The following is an 18,037-nucleotide window of genomic DNA, read 5'->3' as shown; positions in this document are numbered from 1 at the left end:
CACCATGCAGATCCAGGACAAGCCACCCTTCGACACGCCCTTCGAATGGATCGGCGGCGAGGAGCGGGTGCGGCTGCTGGTCGACCGCTTCTACGACCTGATGGAGCTGGAGCCGGCCTACGCCCGGTTGCGCGCGGTGCACGGCACGACATTGGAGAACGCGCGCCAGCGACTGTTCTGGTTCCTGTGCGGCTGGCTCGGCGGGCCGCAGCACTACACCGACCGCTTCGGCCATCCGATGCTGCGCGCGCGCCACCTGCCGCGCAGCATCGGCGGCCATTCGATCGGCATCCGCGAGCGCGACGAATGGCTCGCCTGCATGGACCAGGCGATGGGCGACATCGGGGTCGATCCGCCATTGCGCGAGCGCCTGCGCGGCTCGTTCTTCCAGACCGCCGACTGGATGCGGACCTGAGGTCCGCGCCGGCGCCCGGCGCCTAGCGCTTCACCGGCGCCAGCAGCACCACCAGCGCCCCGGCGCCGCCCTCGGCCGGCTTGGCCTGGACGAAGGCCAGCACCTCGTTCTTCTGGATCAGCCAGCGCTGGGTCTTGGTCTTGAGCACCGGCTGCTTGCCCGGCGAGCCCAGGCCCTTGCCATGGACCACGCGCACGCAGCGCACGCCCTGGCGGTTGGCGGTGCGGATGAAGGCGCCCAGGGCCTCGCGCGCCTCGTCGCTGCGCATGCCGTGCAGGTCGAGCTGCTGCTGGATGGCCCATTCGCCGGCGCGCAGGCGCCGCGTGATCTCGGTGCCGATGCCCGGGCGGCGGAAGCTCATGGCGTCGTCGACGTCGAGCAGGGTCTCGACGTCGAACTCGTCGGAGAGCGATTCGCGCAGCACGCGCTGCTCGTCGAGCTGGTGCTGCACCGGGATCGGCGGCGGGCGTTCCGGCGCCAGCGGCACGGACGCGACCCGGCGCAGGGGCTGGGTGGCGCCGATGGCGCGGTTGAACAGGTCGCGCTCGTTGGCCTGCCGGCGCTCGGCCTCGGCGCGCGCGGCGGTCGCGGCGGCCTCGCGCTCGCGGGTCTCGGCCAGGGCGCGCTGCACGCTCTTCAGGTCGGACAGGCTCTTGAGGCCGGTCGGTCGGGTGGGGCGGGGGGAGGAGGGCATCAGAGCAGTCCTTTCTGCGCCATCGACAGCGTGCCGCCGGCGCCGACGACGACATGGTCGAGCACGCGCACGTCGACCAGCGCCAGCGCGCCCTGGAGCGTGCGCGTGAGCATCTCGTCGGCGCGCGAGGGCGTGACGTCGCCGCTCGGATGGTTGTGCGCCAGCACCACGGCGGCGGCATGGTGGTGCAGGGCGCGCACCACGACCTCGCGCGGGTAGACGCTGGTCTGCGTCAGGGTGCCGCGGAACAGCTCCTCCAGCGCGATCAGCCGATGCTGCGCGTCCAGGAACAGCACCGCGAACACTTCGTGCGGGCGGCCGCCCAGGTGCAGCTGCAGGTACTGGCCGACCGATTCGGGCGAATCGAAGACGGCGCGCGCCCTGAGCTGCTCGCCCAGCGCGCGGCGCGCGATCTCGAGCACGGCGGCGAGCTGCGCCCGCTTGGCGGTGCCGCCCAGGCCCTTGACGGCCTTGAGGTCGTCCAGGCTGGCGCGCAGCAGGCCGGCCAGGCCGCCGAAGCGTTCCAGCACCTCCTGCGCCAGCTGCAGCACGTTCTTGCCCGGCAGGCCGGTGCGCAGCAGCAGTGCGAGCAGTTCGGCATCGCCCAGCGCCGAGGCGCCGCGCGCGACGAGTTTCTCGCGCGGCCGCATGCCCGGCGGCAGGTCCTTGAAAGTCATTGCGACGGCAGGCACGAAGACGGCTCCCTAAAATCGGTCGGTTCAGTTTATAGGGACGCCCATCTTGTCTTTGCCCTCCACCTCCGCGGTCGTCACCGCCGGTTCCTTCCTCACGCTGCACTACCGGCTGTCCGGCCCGGCGGGCGACATCATCAACACCTTCGCCGACAAGCCCGCCACGCTGTCGCTGGGCACCGGCGAGCTGTCGCCGGCGGTCGAGCAGCGACTGCTGGGCCTGGCCGAGGGCACGCGCACCCGCTTCGAGCTGCCCGCCGGGGAGGCCTTCGGCGAGCGCAACCCGGAGATGCTGCAGTGGGTGGCGCGCACGCTGCTGGCCCGCCTGGGGGACCCCGACGAGCGCTATGCCGTGGGCGACGTGGTGCAGTTCCCGACGCCCGACGGCCAGGGCAGCTACGCGGGAGCGGTCGTCGCCGCCAACGACAGCGCGGTGCAGTTCGACTTCAACCACCCGCTCGCCGGCCAGCCCGTGACCTTCGAGGTCGAACTGATCGGGGTGCTCTGATGGCCATCGACGACATCCTGCTGGCCGAGCCGCGCGGTTTCTGCGCCGGCGTCGACCGCGCCATCGAGATCGTCGAGCGGGCGCTGGCCAAGTTCGGCGCGCCGATCTACGTGCGCCACGAGATCGTGCACAACACCTTCGTCGTCAACGACCTCAAGGCCAAGGGCGCGATCTTCATCGAGGACCTGGCCGACGTGCCGCCCGGCTCGACCCTGGTCTTCAGCGCCCATGGCGTGAGCAAGGCGGTCCAGGCCGAGGCCCGCGCGCGCGGCTTCGAGATCTTCGACGCCACCTGCCCGCTGGTCACCAAGGTCCACGTCGAGGTCGCCAAGCTGGCGCGCGAGGGCTACGAATTCATCATGATCGGCCACAAGGGCCATCCCGAGGTCGAGGGCACCATGGGCCAGCTGTCCAGCGGCATCCACCTGGTGGAGGACGTGGCCGACGTGGCGCGCGTGCAGCCGGCGCAGGAGCGGAAGCTGGCGGTCGTGACGCAGACCACGCTGTCGGTCGACGACGCCGCCGAGATCGCCCAGGCCGTGCGCCAGCGCTTTCCGATGGTGCGCGAGCCCAAGCACCAGGACATCTGCTACGCGACGCAGAACCGCCAGGACGCGGTCAAGCTCATGAGCCCGGAGGTCGACATCGTGATCGTGGTGGGCAGCCCGACCAGCTCCAACAGCAACCGGCTGCGCGAGCTGGCGCAGCGCCTGGGCACCGAGAGCCACATGGTCGACTCGGCCGACGAACTGCGCCCCGAATGGTTCGAGGGCAAGACGCGCGTCGGCCTGACCGCCGGCGCCTCGGCGCCCGAGGTGCTGGTGCGCGAGGTGATCGACCGCCTGAAGGCGCTCGGCGCGGTGTCGGTGCGGACCATGGACGGCGTCAAGGAGACGCTCAAGTTCCCGCTGCCCAAGGGTCTCAAGCTCGATGCCGGCGCGGCGATGGCATCGGCCCCCGCGCCCGGCGCCGTCGGTCTGCCCGGTGCCGCCGCGCCGCGGATCGACTGGCACGCCGAGATCGAGCGGGCCGCCGCGCGGCTGGAAGGCCAGCGCGAGCGCCAGGGCGCCTTCGTGCGCGAGACGCCGCTGTGGAAGCTGTCGCCCGAGGTCTTCGGCCTGCCGGCGACGCTGGCGGCCTCGGGTGTTGAGATCTGGCTCAAGCTCGAGCATCTGCAGGCCGGCGGCAGCTTCAAGGCGCGCGGCATGATGAACCGGCTGCTGGCCGGAGCCCTGCCGGCCAGCGGCGTGATCGTCGCCTCGGGCGGCAATGCCGGCATCGCCACCGCCGCCGCCGCGCGCGCCCTGGGCGTGCCGTGCGAGGTGTTCGTGCCCGGCCTGTCGCCGGAAGCCAAGCGCGAGCGCCTGCGCGCCCTCGGCGCCCGGGTGACGGTCGCCGGCGATGCCTATGCCGACGCGCTCGCCGCCTGCCTGGCGCGCCAGCGCGAGAGCGGGGCGCTGCTCACCCATGCCTACGACCAGGTCGAGGTGGTGGCCGGCGCCGGCACGCTCGGCCGCGAGATCGAGGCGCAGGGCGGCCTGCCCGATTCGGTGCTGGTCAGCGTCGGCGGCGGTGGTCTGGTCGGCGGACTCGCGGCCTGGTTCGCCGGGCGCAGCCGCGTGGTCGCGCTGGAGCCCGAACGCGCGCCGACCCTGTTCCGCGCCCGCGAGGCCGGCATGCCGGTGGATGTCGAGGTCGGCGGCATCGCGGCCGATTCGCTCGGCGCGCGGCGCATCGGCGCGCTGTCCTGGGACATCGTCCAGCAGCACCTGCACGAGGCGCTGCTGCTCGACGACGCGGCGATCCGCGCCGCCCAGTCCTGGCTCTGGCGCGAACTCAAGCTGGCGGTCGAGCCCGCCGCCGCGCTGCCCCTGGCGGCATTGCAGACCGGCGCCTACGTGCCACGCCCGGGCGAGAAGATCTGCCTGATCGTCTGCGGCGCCAACGTCGACCCGGCCACGCTGGGCTGACACGCAACCCTTCATAAAATCGCCCGATGCTCGATATCACCCTGCTGCGCAAGGACCTGGCCTCGGCCGTGGCCCGTCTCGAAACGCGCAAGAAGAACCAGACCTTCCTCGACGTCAACGCCTTCGGCGCCCTCGAGGCCGAACGCAAGATCCTGCAGACCCGCACCGAGGAGCTGCAGGCGCGCCGCAACACCCTCAACAAGCAGATCGGCCCGCTCAAGGGCCGGGGCGAGCCGGTCGACGCGCTGATGGCCGAGGTCAACGCCCTCAAGGCCGAGCAGGAATCCCAGGGCGCCCGGCTCGAAGCCATCCAGCCCGAATTGCAGGCGCTGCTGCTGGCCGTGCCCAACCTGCCGCACGCCAGCGTGCCGCTGGGCGAGGACGAGAGCGGCAATGTCGAGGTGCGGCGCTGGAGCCCGCAGGGCGGCGCGGGCGCCTCGGCCACGCCGCTGGGCTTCACGCCGCGCGACCACGTCGACCTCGGCACGCCGCTGGGCCTGGACTTCGAGATGGGAGCCAAGCTCGCGGGCGCGCGCTTCAATGTCATGAAGGGGCCGATCGCACGCCTGCACCGCGCGCTCGCGCAGTTCATGCTCGACTTCCAGACCGAGCGCCACGGCTACACCGAGTGCTATGTCCCCTACATCGTCAATGCCGACTCGCTGCGCGGCACGGCGCAGCTGCCCAAGTTCGAGGGCGACCTGTTCGCCGCCAAGAAGGGCGGCCAGGAGGGCGAGCCGGTGCCGGACCACTCGGCGCTCTACCTCATCCCGACCAGCGAGGTGCCGCTGACCAACTTCGTGCGCGACGAGGTGGTGGCCGAATCGCGCCTGCCGATCCGCCTGACCGCGCACACGCCATGCTTCCGCTCCGAGGCCGGCAGCTCCGGACGCGACACGCGCGGCATGATCCGCCAGCACCAGTTCGACAAGGTCGAGATGGTGCAGATCACGCATCCCGACCACAGCTACGACGCCCTGGAGACCATGACCGGCCATGCCGAGGCCGTGCTGCAGGCGCTCGAGCTGCCCTATCGGGTGGTGCTGCTGTGCACCGGCGACATGGGTTTCGCATCGAGCAAGACCTACGACCTCGAAGTGTGGCTGCCGGCCCAGGACACCTATCGCGAGATCAGCTCGATCTCCAACTGCGAGGCGTTCCAGGCCCGCCGGCTGCAGGCGCGCTTCAAGAACGCCCAGGGCAAGAACGAGCTGGTGCACACCCTCAACGGCTCCGGGCTGGCGGTCGGCCGGGCCCTGGTGGCGGTGCTGGAGAACCATCAGGACGAAGACGGTTCGATCCGCCTGCCGGTGGCGCTACGGCCCTACCTGGGCGGACTCGACGTGCTGCGGGCCTGACGGACCGCCCGGCGCTCGCGATTCCCGGGGTGCCGCACTTTTTTTATGCGGCCGGGCTGCCGGAAACAATGTGACTTGCTGCTAGAATCGCAGGCTCGACAGACACCGGAGAGGTGGCAGAGTGGTCGAATGTACCTGACTCGAAATCAGGCGTACGTGCGAACGTACCGAGGGTTCGAATCCCTCCCTCTCCTCCAGGACCGGCTTCCTGATGGCACCACGCGGTGTCACCGAAAAGCCCATCAAAGCCCCGCCAGCCGGGGCTTTTTTGCGTCCGGTCGCATGGGGTCGCGCGTCGATGCTTCCGTCGAGGGTCGATCACCTCCACGACACCGGCTGTTACGGCATTGTGATGTCACACGTCTTCTCGGCTTCGACCGTGGCGAGGGCACGAAGAGGGATCGTGCGCGTCCATCGCAGGGCGGCGATGCATCGGCATCGCCACCGAGGGCAGAATCCGATCACGACCAGCCACCCGCCGCCGCCATCATGAAGATCCAGCGCCTGAAGACCTGTGCCCTCGCTCTCGCGCTCTGTGGCGCGCTCGGCAGCCAGGGATGCGCGACCGGCGGCGACGCCCATGCGTGGCCCGCCAGGATCGTCGCGTCGGACCAGCTTCGACCCGCGGAACGCCTGCGCCTCACGATGCCGCGCCGGAACCTGGGCGATCCCATGCCCAACGGCACCGCCGTGCTGCGCGTGCATGTGGACGAACTCGGCATCGTGCGCAGGACCTCGCTCGAGACCAGCAGCGGCAGCGCGGTGCTCGATGGCGCCGCGCAGCGCGCGCTCGTCGGCGCGCGGTTCGTTCCCTATCGGGAGGCCGGCGAGGCGATGGCCGTCACCACGCTCATGCCGGTGAGCGTGAAGGCCTTCGCCCAGTGCCGGGCCATGAGGTCGTTCGACTGCTGAGCCATCGCAGGCGCAAGCGAAAGTGCGCGGCAACTCGGTCGCACGAACCAAAGTTGTTGCTGCGCTACACTTCGAAAAGTTTCTCGATGGTTACAAGTGCATGGCGCAGCAGGCACTGACAATCCAGGAATCAACTTTCGGCTTGGGGGAATCATTGGGGACCCGGGGTACAGCGAGACGAGCGGAAGACCGGCGTCCAGACCGCCATGCAGCTCGATCCGATGATGCCTCCCTCTCCTCCAGTGGCGCCCATCGAGGCGCCATTTTTTTTGCTTCTCGCCTCCGGCCATGGTGCCTCCGCGAGCAAGTTCATCCGTCTGGGAGCGATGAATCCAATGCAATTTCCCCGGCCGACAAAGGTAGTGAGTCATGAAGGGTAATTCGTCTTTCGTGGGTCTCGGCAACTCCTCGTTCGCGAGCCTGACGCCCGCGCCGGCCACGGCCGACGAAGCCGAACCCTGGGTCCGCGGCGAGCTCATCCGCAGTCTGATGCGCGCGGCGCGCGGCTCCTATCTACTGGCCGCCGCCCTGATGCCCGCCATGGTCGGACTGAGCTGGGGTCACGTGCCGCGCTGGCAGCTGTTCCTCTGGCTCTTCCTGGGCATCGTCGCCACCAGCTTCCGCGTCTGGGGCGAACGCGTCTACATGCGCGACTATGCCGACAAGGATTCGACGGCGCAGCAGGAATATGTCGACCGCTACAGCTTCCTCTGGATGGGCAGCGCCTTCGCCTGGGGCCTGTCGATCCTGATCTTCTTCGAGCGCACGCCGATCGTGAACCAGTTCATGAGCTGGCTGATCGTCGCCGGCGTGGCGACCTTCCCGCTCAACGGCCTGGCGCTCTATCCGCCGCTGCTCAAGCGCTACGTGAACATGCTGTTCATGACGATGATGTCGGCGGTCGCCTATCGGGTGGTGCAGCTGGAATTCATGCGGCCGCACTTCCATTACGGTTTCCTGCTGCTGCCGGTCCTGCACTGGGGCCTGCTGCTGCGCTCGGGACGGCGCATCCACGAGACCGCCCGCAACAGCTTCGAATTGCTGTTCCACAACCACATCCTCATCAGTTCCCTCACGCAGCAGCGCCAGGCCGCCGTCTCGGCCGTGGCCATGAAGAACCGCTTCCTCGCCAGCGCGGCGCACGACATGCGCCAGCCCGTGCTGGCCCTGTCGCTCTATGCCGACTGGCTGCGCAACGAGCCCGAGCTGGTGGAGGAGATCGCTCCCAAGATCGTGCGCGCGACGCACGCGGTGAATGCCCTGTTCGACTCGCTGTTCGATCTGGCGCGGATCGACTCCGGCCAGGTGAAGCTGCACATCGAGCGCGTCGACGTGGCCCAGCTGCTGCACGACCTCGAGCTGCAGTACCGGCCGGTGGCCGAGGCCAAGGGCCTGCGCTTCCGCGTCCACACGACCTCCGACGTCATCCTGACCGATCCGATCCGCGTGCGCCGCATGCTGGGCAACCTGCTGGCCAACGCCATCAAGTACACCGCCGAGGGCGGCGTGCTGCTGGCCGCGCGGCAGACCCGCGAGGGCCTGCGGGTCGAGGTCTGGGACACCGGCATCGGCATCGCGCGCGAGCACCTGCGCGACGTGTTCCTGGAGTTCTACAAGGTGGCCGACCACGCCGGCACGTCGGATGGCTTCGGCCTGGGCCTGGCGATCGTGGCGCGGCTGTCCCATGCATTGGGACATCCGGTGAGCGTGCGTTCGCGCCTGGGGCGGGGCAGTGTCTTCAGGGTCGCGTTGCACGACGCCGACGAGTCGACGGCCCAGACCCGGATCTCGGGCGCCGTCGGCTGAGCCCCGGGGCCGGTTACAGAATCAGAGCGTTCTGTCGTATCCGGATCACATCGAGCCGGACAACAGCCCGTGGCTGCGCGCGTGATGCAGGGCCTGGGTGCGGCTCTTGACGCCCAGGCGGCGGAACAGGCGCCACAGGTGCACCTTCACGGTGTGCTCGCTGATCTCGAGTTCGGCGGCGATGTCGCGGTTGCTCATGCCCTTGTCGAGCATGGCGATCAGCTGGGTCTGGCGCTTCGAGAGCTTGCCGCTGGCGGAGGTCGCGACGGGTTCCTCGGCTTCGCTGTCGGCCATCAGCAGGCCGCGCAGGGCCGCGGTGAGTTCGGCCGAGCTGGCCGACTTCTCGATGTAGGTGTCGGCGCCGGCCTCGATGCAGGCCTCCTCCATGTCGGCCGCCGGAGAAGCCGAGTACACGGCGATCGGCACGTTCGGATAGACCTCCTTGACCGCGATCACGCCCGAGCAGCCCGTGGTGTCGGGCAGCTTGAGGTCGAGGCAGAAGAGGTCGGGCATGCCATGCTGCTTGACGGCGCCGGTCAGCTTGTCGAGGCGCTCCAGCTCCACGATGCTTTCGGCCGGTCGCAGGCGCCTCAACACCATGACGATGGCGTCACGCATCAGGGGGTGGTCGTCAATGACATAGATACTCATGGTCTGCTCTCTTGGTAGATGCCCCGGCGGCCCTGCGGGCTCCGGGACGCGATTCGCCGTTGTTCAAACGCCGCTGGACGTATTAGCCAGCGTCTCCAACGCCTCGATGGTTATACGTATTGTTTCATTGTCGATGGGTTCGAGGCGATTGGCGAGTGTGTTCAATGCTTCTCCCCGCTGCTCCTGCAACAAGGCGATGGCCCGGCCGGCCTCCTGCGGCGTCCCGAAACCCTGGCTCTGCAGCAGCAGCTGGCCCTGGGCATCGAGGAACTTGAAACGGAACGATCCGTCGCGCTCGCGATATTGCTTGAAGCTCGGGCGCGCGGCCCTGGCCGCCTTCGCCGCGGCGGGCTGACGGGCCGGCTCCAGCCGGCGCAGGCCGACCGCGTGGCGCAGCTCGGCGATGAAGGGGCGCGAGATCGCGCGGGCCTTCTCGGCGCCGGCCAGCAGCACGCGCTCGATGTGCGCCGGATCGGCCATCAGGGCCTCGTACTGCGCCCGCAGCGGCGCGATCTCGCGGTCGACGCGCTCGAACACCACTTGCTTGGCGTCGCCCCAGCCGATGCCCTCGGCGAAGGAGCGGCGCAGGGTGGCGGTCTCGTCGGCATCGGCGAAGGCCTGGTAGAGCTGGAACAGGGCCGAGCCCTCGGTCTCCTTGGGTTCGCCCGGCGCGCGCGAGTCGGTCACGATGCCGCCGATGAGCTTCTGCAGCTGGGCGCGCGGCGTGAACAGCGGGATCGTGTTGTCGTAGCTCTTGCTCATCTTGCGGCCGTCGAGGCCGGGCAGGGTCGCCACCGCCTCGTCGATCGCGGCCTCGGGCAGCGTGAAGTGGTCGCCGTAGAGGTGGTTGAAGCGCTGCGCCATGTCGCGCGCCATCTCGATGTGCTGGACCTGGTCGCGGCCGACCGGCACCTTGTGGGCGTTGAACATCAGGATGTCGGCGCCCATCAATACCGGGTACATGAACAGGCCGGCGGTGACGTCGGCGTCGGGGTCCTCGGCGCGGGCGGTGTTGCGGTCGACCGCCGCCTTGTAGGCGTGGGCTCGGTTGAGCAGGCCCTTGCCGGTGACGCAGGTCAGGAACCAGGTCAGCTCGGCGATCTCCGGGATGTCGGACTGGCGGTAGAAGGTCACGCGCTCGGGGTCGAGCCCGCAGGCCAGCCAGGTGGCGGCGATCTCCAGGGTCGAGCGCTGGATGCGCGCCGGATCGTCGACCTTGATCAGCGAGTGGTAGTCGGCCAGGAAATAGAAGCTCTGCACATCGGCGCGGCGGCTGAAGCGCACGGCATGGCGCACCGAGCCGACGTAGTTGCCCAGGTGTGGCGTGCCGGTGGTCGTGATGCCGGTGAGGTAGCGGGTGAAGGGCGGCGTGGAGGGCGGCGTGGAGGGCGGCGTCATGGGAACGGTCGGAAAGATGGAAGGGGGTGCGGCGGGCGGCTAGCGCAGCAGGAATTCGAACGGCGACACCAGCACGCCGATCGCCTTCAGGCCGAATTGCATCAGCGGCTGCAGCCACCAGGTGCCGACGACGCCGGCGAGCACCAGCGCCAGGACGATGAAAAAGCCGAAGGGCTCGATGCGCATCAGGACGTCCTGGGCGCGCCCGCGCGGCAGCAGGCCGGCCAGCACGCGGCCGCCGTCGAGCGGGGGCAGGGGAAACAGGTTGAAGGCCCACATCACCAGGTTCACCATGATGCCGCCCTGCGCCATGCGGATGAAGAAGGTCTCGTCGACGCCCAGCGCGACCAGCGCCAGCAGCACCAGCGCCCAGCCGATCGCCATGACGAAGTTCGACGCCGGCCCGGCCAGCGCCACCCAGATCATGTCGCGCTTGGGATGGCGCAGGTTGCCGAACTGCACCGGCACCGGCTTGGCGTAGCCGAACAGGAAGGCGCCGGAGGTGGCGAAATACAGCAGCAGCGGCATCAGGATGGTGCCGACCGGGTCGATGTGGCGCAGCGGATTGAGCGTCATGCGGCCCAGGACATAGGCGGTGTCGTCGCCGAAATGGCGCGCCGCGTAACCGTGCGCCGCCTCGTGGACCGTGATGGCGAAGATGACCGGCAGGGCATAGATCGCGACGGTCTGGATGAGCTGGGAGAGCTGGGGAAACTGGAAAAGGTCCACCGGTCGATTGTCTCAGAGGGGGCCGGCACGCAGCCTGGACCTACAGCCCGAGCGGCGCCAGCGCGCCCCGGCCCTGGCGCAGGATGACCGGTTCGTCGCCGTCGCCCACCGGCGTCAGGTCGACCACCGTGGTCGGCTCCGACGCGCAGGCGCCGGCATCGATCACGGCGCCGATGAGCTTCTCGAAGCGCTCGCGGATCTCCTGCGCGTCGTTCATCGGTTCGGTCTCGCCCGGCGGGATCAGGGTGGTCGCCAGCAGCGGCTCGCCCAGCAATGTCAGCAGCTCGCACAGCACCTTGTGGTCGGGCACGCGCAGGCCGATGGTCTTGCGCTGCGGATGGCTGACGCGCCGCGGCACCTCCTTGGTCGCCTCCAGGATGAAGGTGTAGGGACCGGGCGTGGCGGCCTTGAGCAGGCGGTACTGCTTGTTGTCGACGCGGGCGTAGTTCGACAGCTCGCCCAGGTCGCGGCACAGCAGGGTGAGGTGGTGCTTGTCGTCGACCTGGCGCACGCGCCGCAGCCGGTCGACCGCTTCCTTGTCGTCGAGGTGGCAGACGAAAGCATAGCTCGAATCGGTCGGCACGGCGATGACTTCGCCGCGCTGGAGCAGGGTCACGGCCTGCTTGAGCAGGCGCTGCTGGGGGTTGTCGGGGTGGACTTCGAAAAACTGTGCCATTGGCGGGCTCCTTTCGCTCAGGTCTCGGCCGGTTCGATCGGCACGCGCCGCTCGCGCACCGTCAGCCAGGCGCCGGCCGCGCCGCAGGCCGCGATCATTCCCATGCCGATCAGCGACCCGGTGTCGGGGATGTGCGAGAAGACCAGCCAGCCGCCGAGCGTCGCGAAGCCGATCTGCGCATAGAGATAGGGTGTGAGGGTGGAGGCGGGGGCGCGCTGGTAGGCCAGGATCAACAGGAAATGTCCGATCGAGCCCATCACGCCCATGATGCACAGCACGCCCCACAGGTGCCACGAGGGCAGCGCCGTCCAGGCGAACGGCAGGGCGCACGAGGCGATCAGCGTGCCGACCCAGCCGGTGTAGAAATGCATCGTCAGCGGACTCTCGGTCTGCGCCAGCCGGCTGGTGAGGACCTGGAAGCAGGCATTGGTCAGCACCAGGCCGAGCGGCAGCAGGATGGCCCAGCTGAAGGTGCCGCTGCCCGGCCGCAGGATGACCAGGGTGCCGACGAAGCCGCCGGCCACCAGACTCCAGCGCAGCGCCGACACCTGCTCCTTGAGCACCGTGGCGGCCAGCAGGGTCACCACCAGCGGCGCGATCAGCACCACCGCCGTGAACTCCGCCAGCGGCATGTAGCGCAGGCTCAGGAACGCGAAGATGCTGGTGCTCAGCAGCAGGGCGCCACGCAAGGCGTGGAAGCGGGGGTGCGCGGTGCGCAGGATCGCCGTGCCGTGGCGAGGCAGCAGGAACAGGGTGGTCGCGACGGCCTGGAAGGCATAGCGGAACCACACGCCCATCAGGATCGGCACGCCGGCCACGGAGATCTTGGTCGCGGTGTCCAGCGTGGTGAAGCAGGCCACCGCCAGGATCAGCAGGCCGATGCCGGCGAGGATCCGTTCGGATTCGAGGTCGCGCGTCGGTCGGGTCTCGCCCGGGGACCGATCGCCGGGCAGCGCGCTCACCGGATGCGGTCTTCGAGCAGTTCCCAGACCGGCGTCAGGGTGCCGGGCAGCCAGGGCAGTTGGCCGAGATCGGTGTGGCTTTCGTCGGGACTGTGGAAATCGCTGCCGCGCGAGGCGGCGAAGCCGTATTCGAGCGCCTTGTCGGCGTACTCGACGTACTCGGCCGGCGTGTGGCTGCCGGTCACGACCTCGATGGCGCGGCCGCCGTGGGCCTGGAATTCGGTGAAGAGCGCGTGCTCCTCGTTGGCCGTGAAGCGATAGCGCCCGGGATGCGCGACCACCGCGATGCCGCCGGCCTCGGTGATCCAGTGCACCGCGTCCTTCAGGCTGGCCCAGCGATGCGGCACGTAGCCGGGCTTGCCCTCGGTCAGGTACTTGCGGAACACCTCGGGCGTGTCCTTGCAGACGCCGCTCTCGACCAGGAAGCGCGCGAAGTGCGTGCGCGAGATCAGTTCGGGATTGCCGACGAAGCGCAGGGCGCCCTCGTAGGCGCCGGCGATGCCGACCTTGGCCAGTCCGGCGGCCATCTCCTGCGCGCGCGCCTGACGACCGCCGCGCGTGGCGTGCAGGCCGTCGCGGATGCGGGTGTCGTCGGCGTCGAAGCCCAGGCCGACGATGTGGACGGTCTCGCCGGCGAAGGTGACCGAGATCTCGGCGCCGGTCAGGTAGCGCATGCCATGCGCGTGGGCGGCATCGCGGGCGCGCTGCTGGCCGGCCACCTCGTCGTGGTCGGTCAGGGCCCAGAGCTCGACGCCATTGGCGGCGGCGCGCTCGGCCAGGGCTTCGGGCGTGAGCGTGCCATCGGAGACCACGGAATGGCAATGCAGGTCGGCGTTGAGGATGGAAGGCACCCGCCGATCTTATTCGCGAAGGGCGACCTCGCGCAGCGCGCCGGCGACATGCCCCCGTCGTCGCCTCGGCCACACCGGGGCGGCATGCCCGGCCGGGGCCGGCTCCGCTCGTCAGCCGTCCCGGTGGCGCCGCAAGGTGACCCAGCCGGCCACGGCGGTGAAGCCCAGCACGATCGCCACCACGATCCAGAAGCCATGGGCGTCCTCGGCCAGCGGGATGCCGCCGACGTTCATGCCGAACAGGCCGGCGAGGATGTTGATCGGCAATGCCAGCACCGTGACCACCGTCAGCACGAACAGGCTGCGGTTGTTGTCCTCGTTGACGCTGGCGGCGATCTCCTCCTGCAGCAGCTTGATGCGCTCCTGCAGGCCCTGCATGTCGCGCAGCACGACCGAGAACTCCTCGCTGGCGCCACGCAGTTCCTGCAGGTCGTCCTCGGGCACCCAGGCCGGCGGGTGCTGCAGCAGGCGGAACAGGGCCGCCGGCTCGGGCGCCAGCAGGCGCTGCAGCCGCACCAGCAGCCGGCGCAGCACGCCCAGCCGCGCACGCTTGCGGTCGAGCCGGCCGCTCAGCAGGGCATCCTCGACATCGTCGACGCGCGTGGTCACGCCGCGCACGATGCCCACCAGGCCATCGGCCTGCGTGCGCATGAGCTGTTCCAGCAGGCCGATGCTGGAGCCCGGCGCGTCGCCCCGGCGCACGGCCGTGCGCAGGACGTCCACCGAGCGCAGCGGGCGCGTGCGCGCCGTCACCACCAGGCGCGGACCGACGCTGACCCACAGCGTCGCGATGTCCGAGGGCTCGAAGCCGAAATCGAAGTGCACGTCGTTGATCACCGCCACCAGGGCGTCGTCGTCGCGCTCGATGCGGGTCGAATGGGAGCCGTCCTTGAGCGCCTCGAAGAAGGCATCGGAGAGGCCGGCGTGGCGCTCGATCCAGCGCTCGGCGTGGGCGTGGCTCAGGTTGAAGTGCAGCCAGGCGAAGGCGCCGGAGGCATCGCCGTCGTCGTCGCCAGGTCCGGTGTCGCGGCCCAGCCAGGCCGCCGCCTCGCCGATGTCCAGCGGCCGCACGGCGTCCACGCCGGGGGCGGCGGCGAACAGGTAGCCGCAGATCAGGCCGGCGTCGTCGCCGGGGTGGGGCGGCGGACCCGTCGCATCGGGCACGGGCAGCGTCATGGAAACTCGCGTTGCATCGGAGAGGGGAGCGGTGCGAGGATGTTCGCGCCGGCATGTGACAGGCAGATGTCGGTGGCGCGACACTGTCATGCGGCCGTCATGGGGCCACGGCAGCATCGCGGCGTTCCTGCGCAGTCCTTCTTCCATCCCTCTCCATCCTTCGACGACACCATGCCGGCCAGCTTCCATCCCGACCCAGACGAACTCATGCAGCGCATCGCCCGCGACCTCGTCGACAGCTACGACGAGGAGCTGGAACTGGAGATCGAGGATCGCCACGTCGACGAAGCCGGCGATCCGGTCGGCGTCGACCGGGTCGCGCGGGCTTCCTACTTCAAGGAGCTGTTCCGCCTGCAGGGCGAGCTGGTCAAGCTGCAGGACTGGGTGCAGCACAGCCGGCAGAAGGTGGTGATCCTGTTCGAGGGCCGCGACGCCGCCGGCAAGGGCGGCGTGATCAAGCGCATCACGCAGCGGCTCAACCCGCGCGTGGCGCGCGTGGCGGCGCTGCCCGCGCCCAACGACCGCGAACGCACGCAGTGGTATTTCCAGCGCTATGTCGCGCACCTGCCGGCCGCCGGCGAGATCGTGCTGTTCGACCGCAGCTGGTACAACCGCGCCGGCGTCGAGCGGGTCATGGGCTTCTGCAGCGACGACGAGTACGAGGAGTTCTTCCGCAGCGTGCCGGATTTCGAGCGCATGCTGGTGCGCTCGGGCATCAAGCTGATCAAGTACTGGTTCTCCATCACCGACGACGAGCAGCACCTGCGCTTCCTCGGCCGCATCCACGATCCGCTCAAGCAGTGGAAGCTCAGCCCGATGGACCTGGAGAGCCGCCGCCGCTGGGAGGAATACACCAAGGCCAAGGAGATCATGCTGGAGCGCACCCACATCGAGGAGGCGCCGTGGTGGGTGGTGCAGGCGGTCGACAAGAAGAAGGCGCGCCTGAACTGCATCGCCCACCTGCTGGGCCAGCTGCCCTATCACGAGATCGAGCATCCACCCATCAGCCTGCCCGCGCGGATGCGCAACCCGGACTATTTCCGCCAGCCGGTGCCGGCGAACATGATCGTCCCCGAAATCTACTGAGCGCCGACGGCCCGGGCGGATTGGGCCAAAGGCCGACGCCGGACCCCTGGACGAGGCGTCACACTGTTTCCCATGGCCCGACGCTCCTCCTTCTCCGCTTCCTCCGCCACGTCCGCGCTCACGCGCGCGTACCAGCGCAACCTCCAGGCCTTCACCCAGGCCGCGATCGGCAACGGCCGGCGCATCGCCAGGCAGGTGACGAAGAAGGTCGCCGACGCCGCCGCCGAGCAGCGCAAGCCGCCACCCGGACCGGGCGACTGGATCAGCGGCATCGCCATGGGACCCGGCGGCACGCGCGGCTATCACCTCTATCGGCCGCCGGGCCTCCAGCTGGCCTTCGGCGAGAAGCTGCCGCTGATGGTGATGCTGCATGGCTGCGGCCAGACCGGCCGCGAATTCGCCACCAGCACCCGCATGAACCGGCTGGCGGCGCGCGAGCGCTTCCTGGTGCTCTATCCCGAGCAGGACCGTCTGCACCATCCGCAGGGCTGCTGGAACTGGTATGACACCCGCTCGGGCAATGCCGACCGCGAGGCGGCGACATTGATGGCCGCCATCGACCAGGTCTGCCTGCTGTACGCGGTCGACCGCGCGCGCGTGGCGGTGGCGGGCCTGTCCGCCGGCGCCGGCATGGCGGCATTGCTGGCGACCCGCCAGCCCGGCCGCTTCGCGGCGGTGGTGATGCATTCGGGCGTGGCGCCTGGCGCCGCGCAGTCCACCGCCACCGCCATCAGCGCCATGCATGGCCGCCGCGCCGCCTCCATCCCGACCACCGCCGTGGGCAAGGCCATCGGCGCGGCCGCGCAGGGCGCGGTGCTGCCGCCCCTGCTGGTGCTGCATGGCGATGCCGATCATGTGGTGGCGGCGAGCAACGCCCACAGCGCCGCCATGGTGTGGGCGGCGGCGACGGCGGCGCGCCCCTCGCCCGAGCGCCTGGTGCGGCGCGGCCAGCGCCATCCGATGCGCGTCACCGACTTCAAGCGCGGCCGCCGCACCGTCGTCACGCTGTGCCAGATCGAGAAGCTCGGCCACGCCTGGAGCGGTGGCCTCAAGAGCGTCGCCTACAGCGACCCGGCCGGCCCGGATGCCTCGCGCCTGCTGTGGGCCTTCGTGCAGAAGCAGTTCAAGCCTGTGATATGAACGTCGCCTCGTTCCCCCACCCAAGAATCAGGAGACTCCCATGACCCCTCGCCGCCTCTTCGTCCCGGCGCTCCTCGCCGCCGCGCTCCTGCCCGCCGTCGCGCTGGCGCAGGCCTGGCCCGCGAAGCAGCCCATCAAGATCATCTCGCCCTACGCCCCGGGCGGCACCACGGACGTCATGGCGCGGCTCCTGGCGATTCCGCTCCAGCAGAAGCTCGGCCAGACCGTGGTGGTGGAGAACAAGGGCGGCGCCGGCGGCAACGTCGGCACCGACTACGTGTCCAAGGCCGCGCCCGACGGCTACACGCTGCTGCTGGCGGCGAGCGGACCGATCGTCATCTCGCCGTCGCTCTACGCCAAGCTGCCCTACCAGCCGATCGCGGACTTCACCTTCGTTGCGCCGGTGGCCAACGCGGCCTTCGTGGTGCTGGCCAATCCGGCCTCGGGCATCACCTCCATCAAGGACCTGATCGCGCGCGCCAAGAAGGGCGACAAGATCAACTTCGCCTCGGCCGGCTCCGGCACGCCGCAGCACATCATCGGCGAGATGTTCAACCAGAGCGCCGGCATCAAGATGCAGCACATCCCGTACAAGGGATCGGGTCCGGCCATGAACGACCTGCTGGCGGGCCAGGTGCCGGTGTCGTTCGAGAACCCGGTGCCGGCGATGCCCCACGTCAAGGCCGGCAAGGTCAAGGTGCTGGCCAGCACCGGCCTCACGCGATCGGCCGCCTTCCCCGACATCCCGACGGTCGCCGAACTCGGCCTGCCGGGCTTCGATGCCAAGCCGTGGTACGGCCTGCTGGCCCCGGCCGGCCTGGACCCCGCCATCGCCAGGAAGCTCAACGAGGTCGTGCGCGAGGCGCTCGCCAGCACCGAGATGAAGGCCCGGATCTTCGCCCTCGGCGCCGAGCCGATGAACATGTCGTCGGCCGACTTCCAGGCCTTCGCGCAGAAGGACCTGGACAAGTGGACCAAGGTCGTCAAGACCTCGGGCGCGACCCCCGACTGAC

At 69.7% G+C, this 18,037-nt stretch carries 18 protein-coding genes, 1 tRNA gene and 1 pseudogene; 11 read left to right on the top strand and 9 right to left on the bottom strand.

The features are described from left to right. Positions 1 to 4 precede the first annotated feature (4 nt). Entirely contained in the window at positions 5 to 415 is a 411-nt protein-coding gene (locus AC1MLT_RS09600; protein ID WP_481032064.1) for a group II truncated hemoglobin, read from the top strand. A 22-nt stretch (positions 416 to 437) separates the two neighbouring features. Here AC1MLT_RS09600 and AC1MLT_RS09595 read toward each other — a convergent pair whose 3' ends face one another. Next, positions 438 to 1,109 carry a Smr/MutS family protein gene (locus AC1MLT_RS09595; protein WP_481032063.1) on the bottom strand — a complete coding sequence of 224 codons (672 nt, stop codon included), beginning with the start codon at positions 1,107 to 1,109 and terminating at the stop codon, positions 438 to 440. Further along, positions 1,109 to 1,786: a RadC family protein gene (gene radC, locus AC1MLT_RS09590; protein ID WP_481034959.1), complete on the bottom strand. Its 678-nt coding sequence runs from the start codon at positions 1,784 to 1,786 to the stop codon at positions 1,109 to 1,111. The genes AC1MLT_RS09595 and radC overlap by 1 nt, the downstream gene beginning before the upstream one ends. Positions 1,787 to 1,847: 61 nt before the next feature. Here radC and AC1MLT_RS09585 point away from each other — a divergent pair, with 61 nt between their 5' ends. The 7 genes and pseudogenes from AC1MLT_RS09585 (at position 1,848) to shkS (ending at position 8,355) form a co-directional block, all read left to right on the top strand. Further along, complete coding sequence (locus tag AC1MLT_RS09585) at positions 1,848 to 2,309, top strand: FKBP-type peptidyl-prolyl cis-trans isomerase (protein WP_481034957.1); 462 nt, start codon at positions 1,848 to 1,850, stop codon at positions 2,307 to 2,309. After that, positions 2,309 to 3,286 (top strand): annotated as a pseudogene (gene ispH / locus AC1MLT_RS09580) (4-hydroxy-3-methylbut-2-enyl diphosphate reductase); the annotation flags it as partial. The gene AC1MLT_RS09585 and the pseudogene ispH, both read left to right, overlap by 1 nt. Beyond that, positions 3,287 to 4,279 (top strand): threonine/serine dehydratase, encoded by a 993-nt coding sequence (locus tag AC1MLT_RS09575; RefSeq protein ID WP_481034955.1) that lies wholly within the window; start codon positions 3,287 to 3,289, stop codon positions 4,277 to 4,279. 26 nt (positions 4,280 to 4,305) lie between these two features. Beyond that, the gene (gene serS, locus AC1MLT_RS09570; protein WP_481032062.1) at positions 4,306 to 5,637 is read left to right on the top strand and encodes a serine--tRNA ligase; all 1,332 of its coding nucleotides are present in this window, start codon (positions 4,306 to 4,308) and stop codon (positions 5,635 to 5,637) included. Positions 5,638 to 5,744: 107 nt separating this feature from the next. Further along, positions 5,745 to 5,834: transfer RNA gene (locus tag AC1MLT_RS09565), tRNA-Ser, on the top strand. Positions 5,835 to 6,126: 292 nt separating this feature from the next. Beyond that, positions 6,127 to 6,549 (top strand): energy transducer TonB, encoded by a 423-nt coding sequence (locus AC1MLT_RS09560; RefSeq protein WP_481032061.1) that lies wholly within the window; start codon positions 6,127 to 6,129, stop codon positions 6,547 to 6,549. A gap of 369 nt (positions 6,550 to 6,918) precedes the next feature. Further along, the gene (shkS, locus tag AC1MLT_RS09555; RefSeq protein ID WP_481032060.1) at positions 6,919 to 8,355 is read left to right on the top strand and encodes a surface-behavior sensor histidine kinase ShkS; all 1,437 of its coding nucleotides are present in this window, start codon (positions 6,919 to 6,921) and stop codon (positions 8,353 to 8,355) included. Between the two features lie 45 nt (positions 8,356 to 8,400). Here the strand turns inward: shkS and AC1MLT_RS09550 are convergent, their stop codons facing one another. The 7 genes from AC1MLT_RS09550 to AC1MLT_RS09520 form a co-directional block, all read right to left on the bottom strand. Further along, entirely contained in the window at positions 8,401 to 9,006 is a 606-nt protein-coding gene (locus tag AC1MLT_RS09550; RefSeq protein WP_481032059.1) for a response regulator transcription factor, read from the bottom strand. Between the two features lie 63 nt (positions 9,007 to 9,069). After that, on the bottom strand, positions 9,070 to 10,404 hold the full coding sequence (locus AC1MLT_RS09545) for a tryptophan--tRNA ligase (protein ID WP_481032058.1): 1,335 nt from the start codon (positions 10,402 to 10,404) through the stop codon (positions 9,070 to 9,072). A 39-nt stretch (positions 10,405 to 10,443) separates the two neighbouring features. Continuing rightward, positions 10,444 to 11,133, bottom strand: coding sequence for a site-2 protease family protein (locus tag AC1MLT_RS09540; protein ID WP_481032057.1), 690 nt, complete (start codon positions 11,131 to 11,133; stop codon positions 10,444 to 10,446). Positions 11,134 to 11,173: 40 nt separating this feature from the next. Continuing rightward, on the bottom strand, positions 11,174 to 11,809 hold the full coding sequence (locus AC1MLT_RS09535; protein WP_481032056.1) for an L-threonylcarbamoyladenylate synthase: 636 nt from the start codon (positions 11,807 to 11,809) through the stop codon (positions 11,174 to 11,176). Positions 11,810 to 11,826: 17 nt separating this feature from the next. Beyond that, positions 11,827 to 12,771 carry a DMT family transporter gene (locus tag AC1MLT_RS09530; RefSeq protein WP_481032055.1) on the bottom strand — a complete coding sequence of 315 codons (945 nt, stop codon included), beginning with the start codon at positions 12,769 to 12,771 and terminating at the stop codon, positions 11,827 to 11,829. Then, positions 12,768 to 13,622: a 3',5'-nucleoside bisphosphate phosphatase gene (locus tag AC1MLT_RS09525; protein ID WP_481032054.1), complete on the bottom strand. Its 855-nt coding sequence runs from the start codon at positions 13,620 to 13,622 to the stop codon at positions 12,768 to 12,770. Before AC1MLT_RS09525 ends, AC1MLT_RS09530 begins: the two co-directional genes overlap by 4 nt. Before the next feature lie 111 nt (positions 13,623 to 13,733). Then, the gene (locus AC1MLT_RS09520) at positions 13,734 to 14,798 is read right to left on the bottom strand and encodes a transporter (RefSeq protein ID WP_481032053.1); all 1,065 of its coding nucleotides are present in this window, start codon (positions 14,796 to 14,798) and stop codon (positions 13,734 to 13,736) included. A 171-nt stretch (positions 14,799 to 14,969) separates the two neighbouring features. Between AC1MLT_RS09520 and ppk2 the strand changes: the two genes are divergently transcribed. The 3 genes from ppk2 to AC1MLT_RS09505 all read left to right on the top strand — a co-directional run bounded on the left by ppk2 (position 14,970) and on the right by AC1MLT_RS09505 (position 18,036). After that, positions 14,970 to 15,884, top strand: coding sequence for a polyphosphate kinase 2 (gene ppk2, locus AC1MLT_RS09515; RefSeq protein ID WP_481032052.1), 915 nt, complete (start codon positions 14,970 to 14,972; stop codon positions 15,882 to 15,884). 72 nt (positions 15,885 to 15,956) lie between these two features. After that, positions 15,957 to 17,024 (top strand): extracellular catalytic domain type 1 short-chain-length polyhydroxyalkanoate depolymerase, encoded by a 1,068-nt coding sequence (locus AC1MLT_RS09510; protein WP_481032051.1) that lies wholly within the window; start codon positions 15,957 to 15,959, stop codon positions 17,022 to 17,024. A 40-nt stretch (positions 17,025 to 17,064) separates the two neighbouring features. After that, entirely contained in the window at positions 17,065 to 18,036 is a 972-nt protein-coding gene (locus AC1MLT_RS09505; RefSeq protein WP_481032050.1) for a Bug family tripartite tricarboxylate transporter substrate binding protein, read from the top strand. Position 18,037: the final 1 nt, after the last annotated feature.

It is taken from the genome of Variovorax sp. PEI5 (assembly GCF_056679935.1).
Note: the sequence above shows the minus strand (reverse complement) of the source record. Positions and strands in the feature narration are given on the sequence as shown.

Excerpts from the sequence above, each read along its gene's own strand:
- AC1MLT_RS09600 (WP_481032064.1), top strand. The coding sequence starts at position 5 with ATGCAGATCCAGGACAAGCCACCCTTCGACACGCCCTTCGAATGGATC.
- AC1MLT_RS09595 (WP_481032063.1), bottom strand. The coding sequence starts at position 1,109 with ATGCCCTCCTCCCCCCGCCCCACCCGACCGACCGGCCTCAAGAGCCTG.
- radC (WP_481034959.1), bottom strand. The coding sequence starts at position 1,786 with ATGACTTTCAAGGACCTGCCGCCGGGCATGCGGCCGCGCGAGAAACTC.
- serS (WP_481032062.1), top strand. The coding sequence starts at position 4,306 with ATGCTCGATATCACCCTGCTGCGCAAGGACCTGGCCTCGGCCGTGGCC.
- AC1MLT_RS09560 (WP_481032061.1), top strand. The coding sequence starts at position 6,127 with ATGAAGATCCAGCGCCTGAAGACCTGTGCCCTCGCTCTCGCGCTCTGT.
- shkS (WP_481032060.1), top strand. The coding sequence starts at position 6,919 with ATGAAGGGTAATTCGTCTTTCGTGGGTCTCGGCAACTCCTCGTTCGCG.
- AC1MLT_RS09550 (WP_481032059.1), bottom strand. The coding sequence starts at position 9,006 with ATGAGTATCTATGTCATTGACGACCACCCCCTGATGCGTGACGCCATC.
- AC1MLT_RS09545 (WP_481032058.1), bottom strand. The coding sequence starts at position 10,404 with ATGACGCCGCCCTCCACGCCGCCCTCCACGCCGCCCTTCACCCGCTAC.
- AC1MLT_RS09535 (WP_481032056.1), bottom strand. The coding sequence starts at position 11,809 with ATGGCACAGTTTTTCGAAGTCCACCCCGACAACCCCCAGCAGCGCCTG.
- AC1MLT_RS09520 (WP_481032053.1), bottom strand. The coding sequence starts at position 14,798 with ATGACGCTGCCCGTGCCCGATGCGACGGGTCCGCCGCCCCACCCCGGC.
- ppk2 (WP_481032052.1), top strand. The coding sequence starts at position 14,970 with ATGCCGGCCAGCTTCCATCCCGACCCAGACGAACTCATGCAGCGCATC.
- AC1MLT_RS09510 (WP_481032051.1), top strand. The coding sequence starts at position 15,957 with ATGGCCCGACGCTCCTCCTTCTCCGCTTCCTCCGCCACGTCCGCGCTC.
- AC1MLT_RS09505 (WP_481032050.1), top strand. The coding sequence starts at position 17,065 with ATGACCCCTCGCCGCCTCTTCGTCCCGGCGCTCCTCGCCGCCGCGCTC.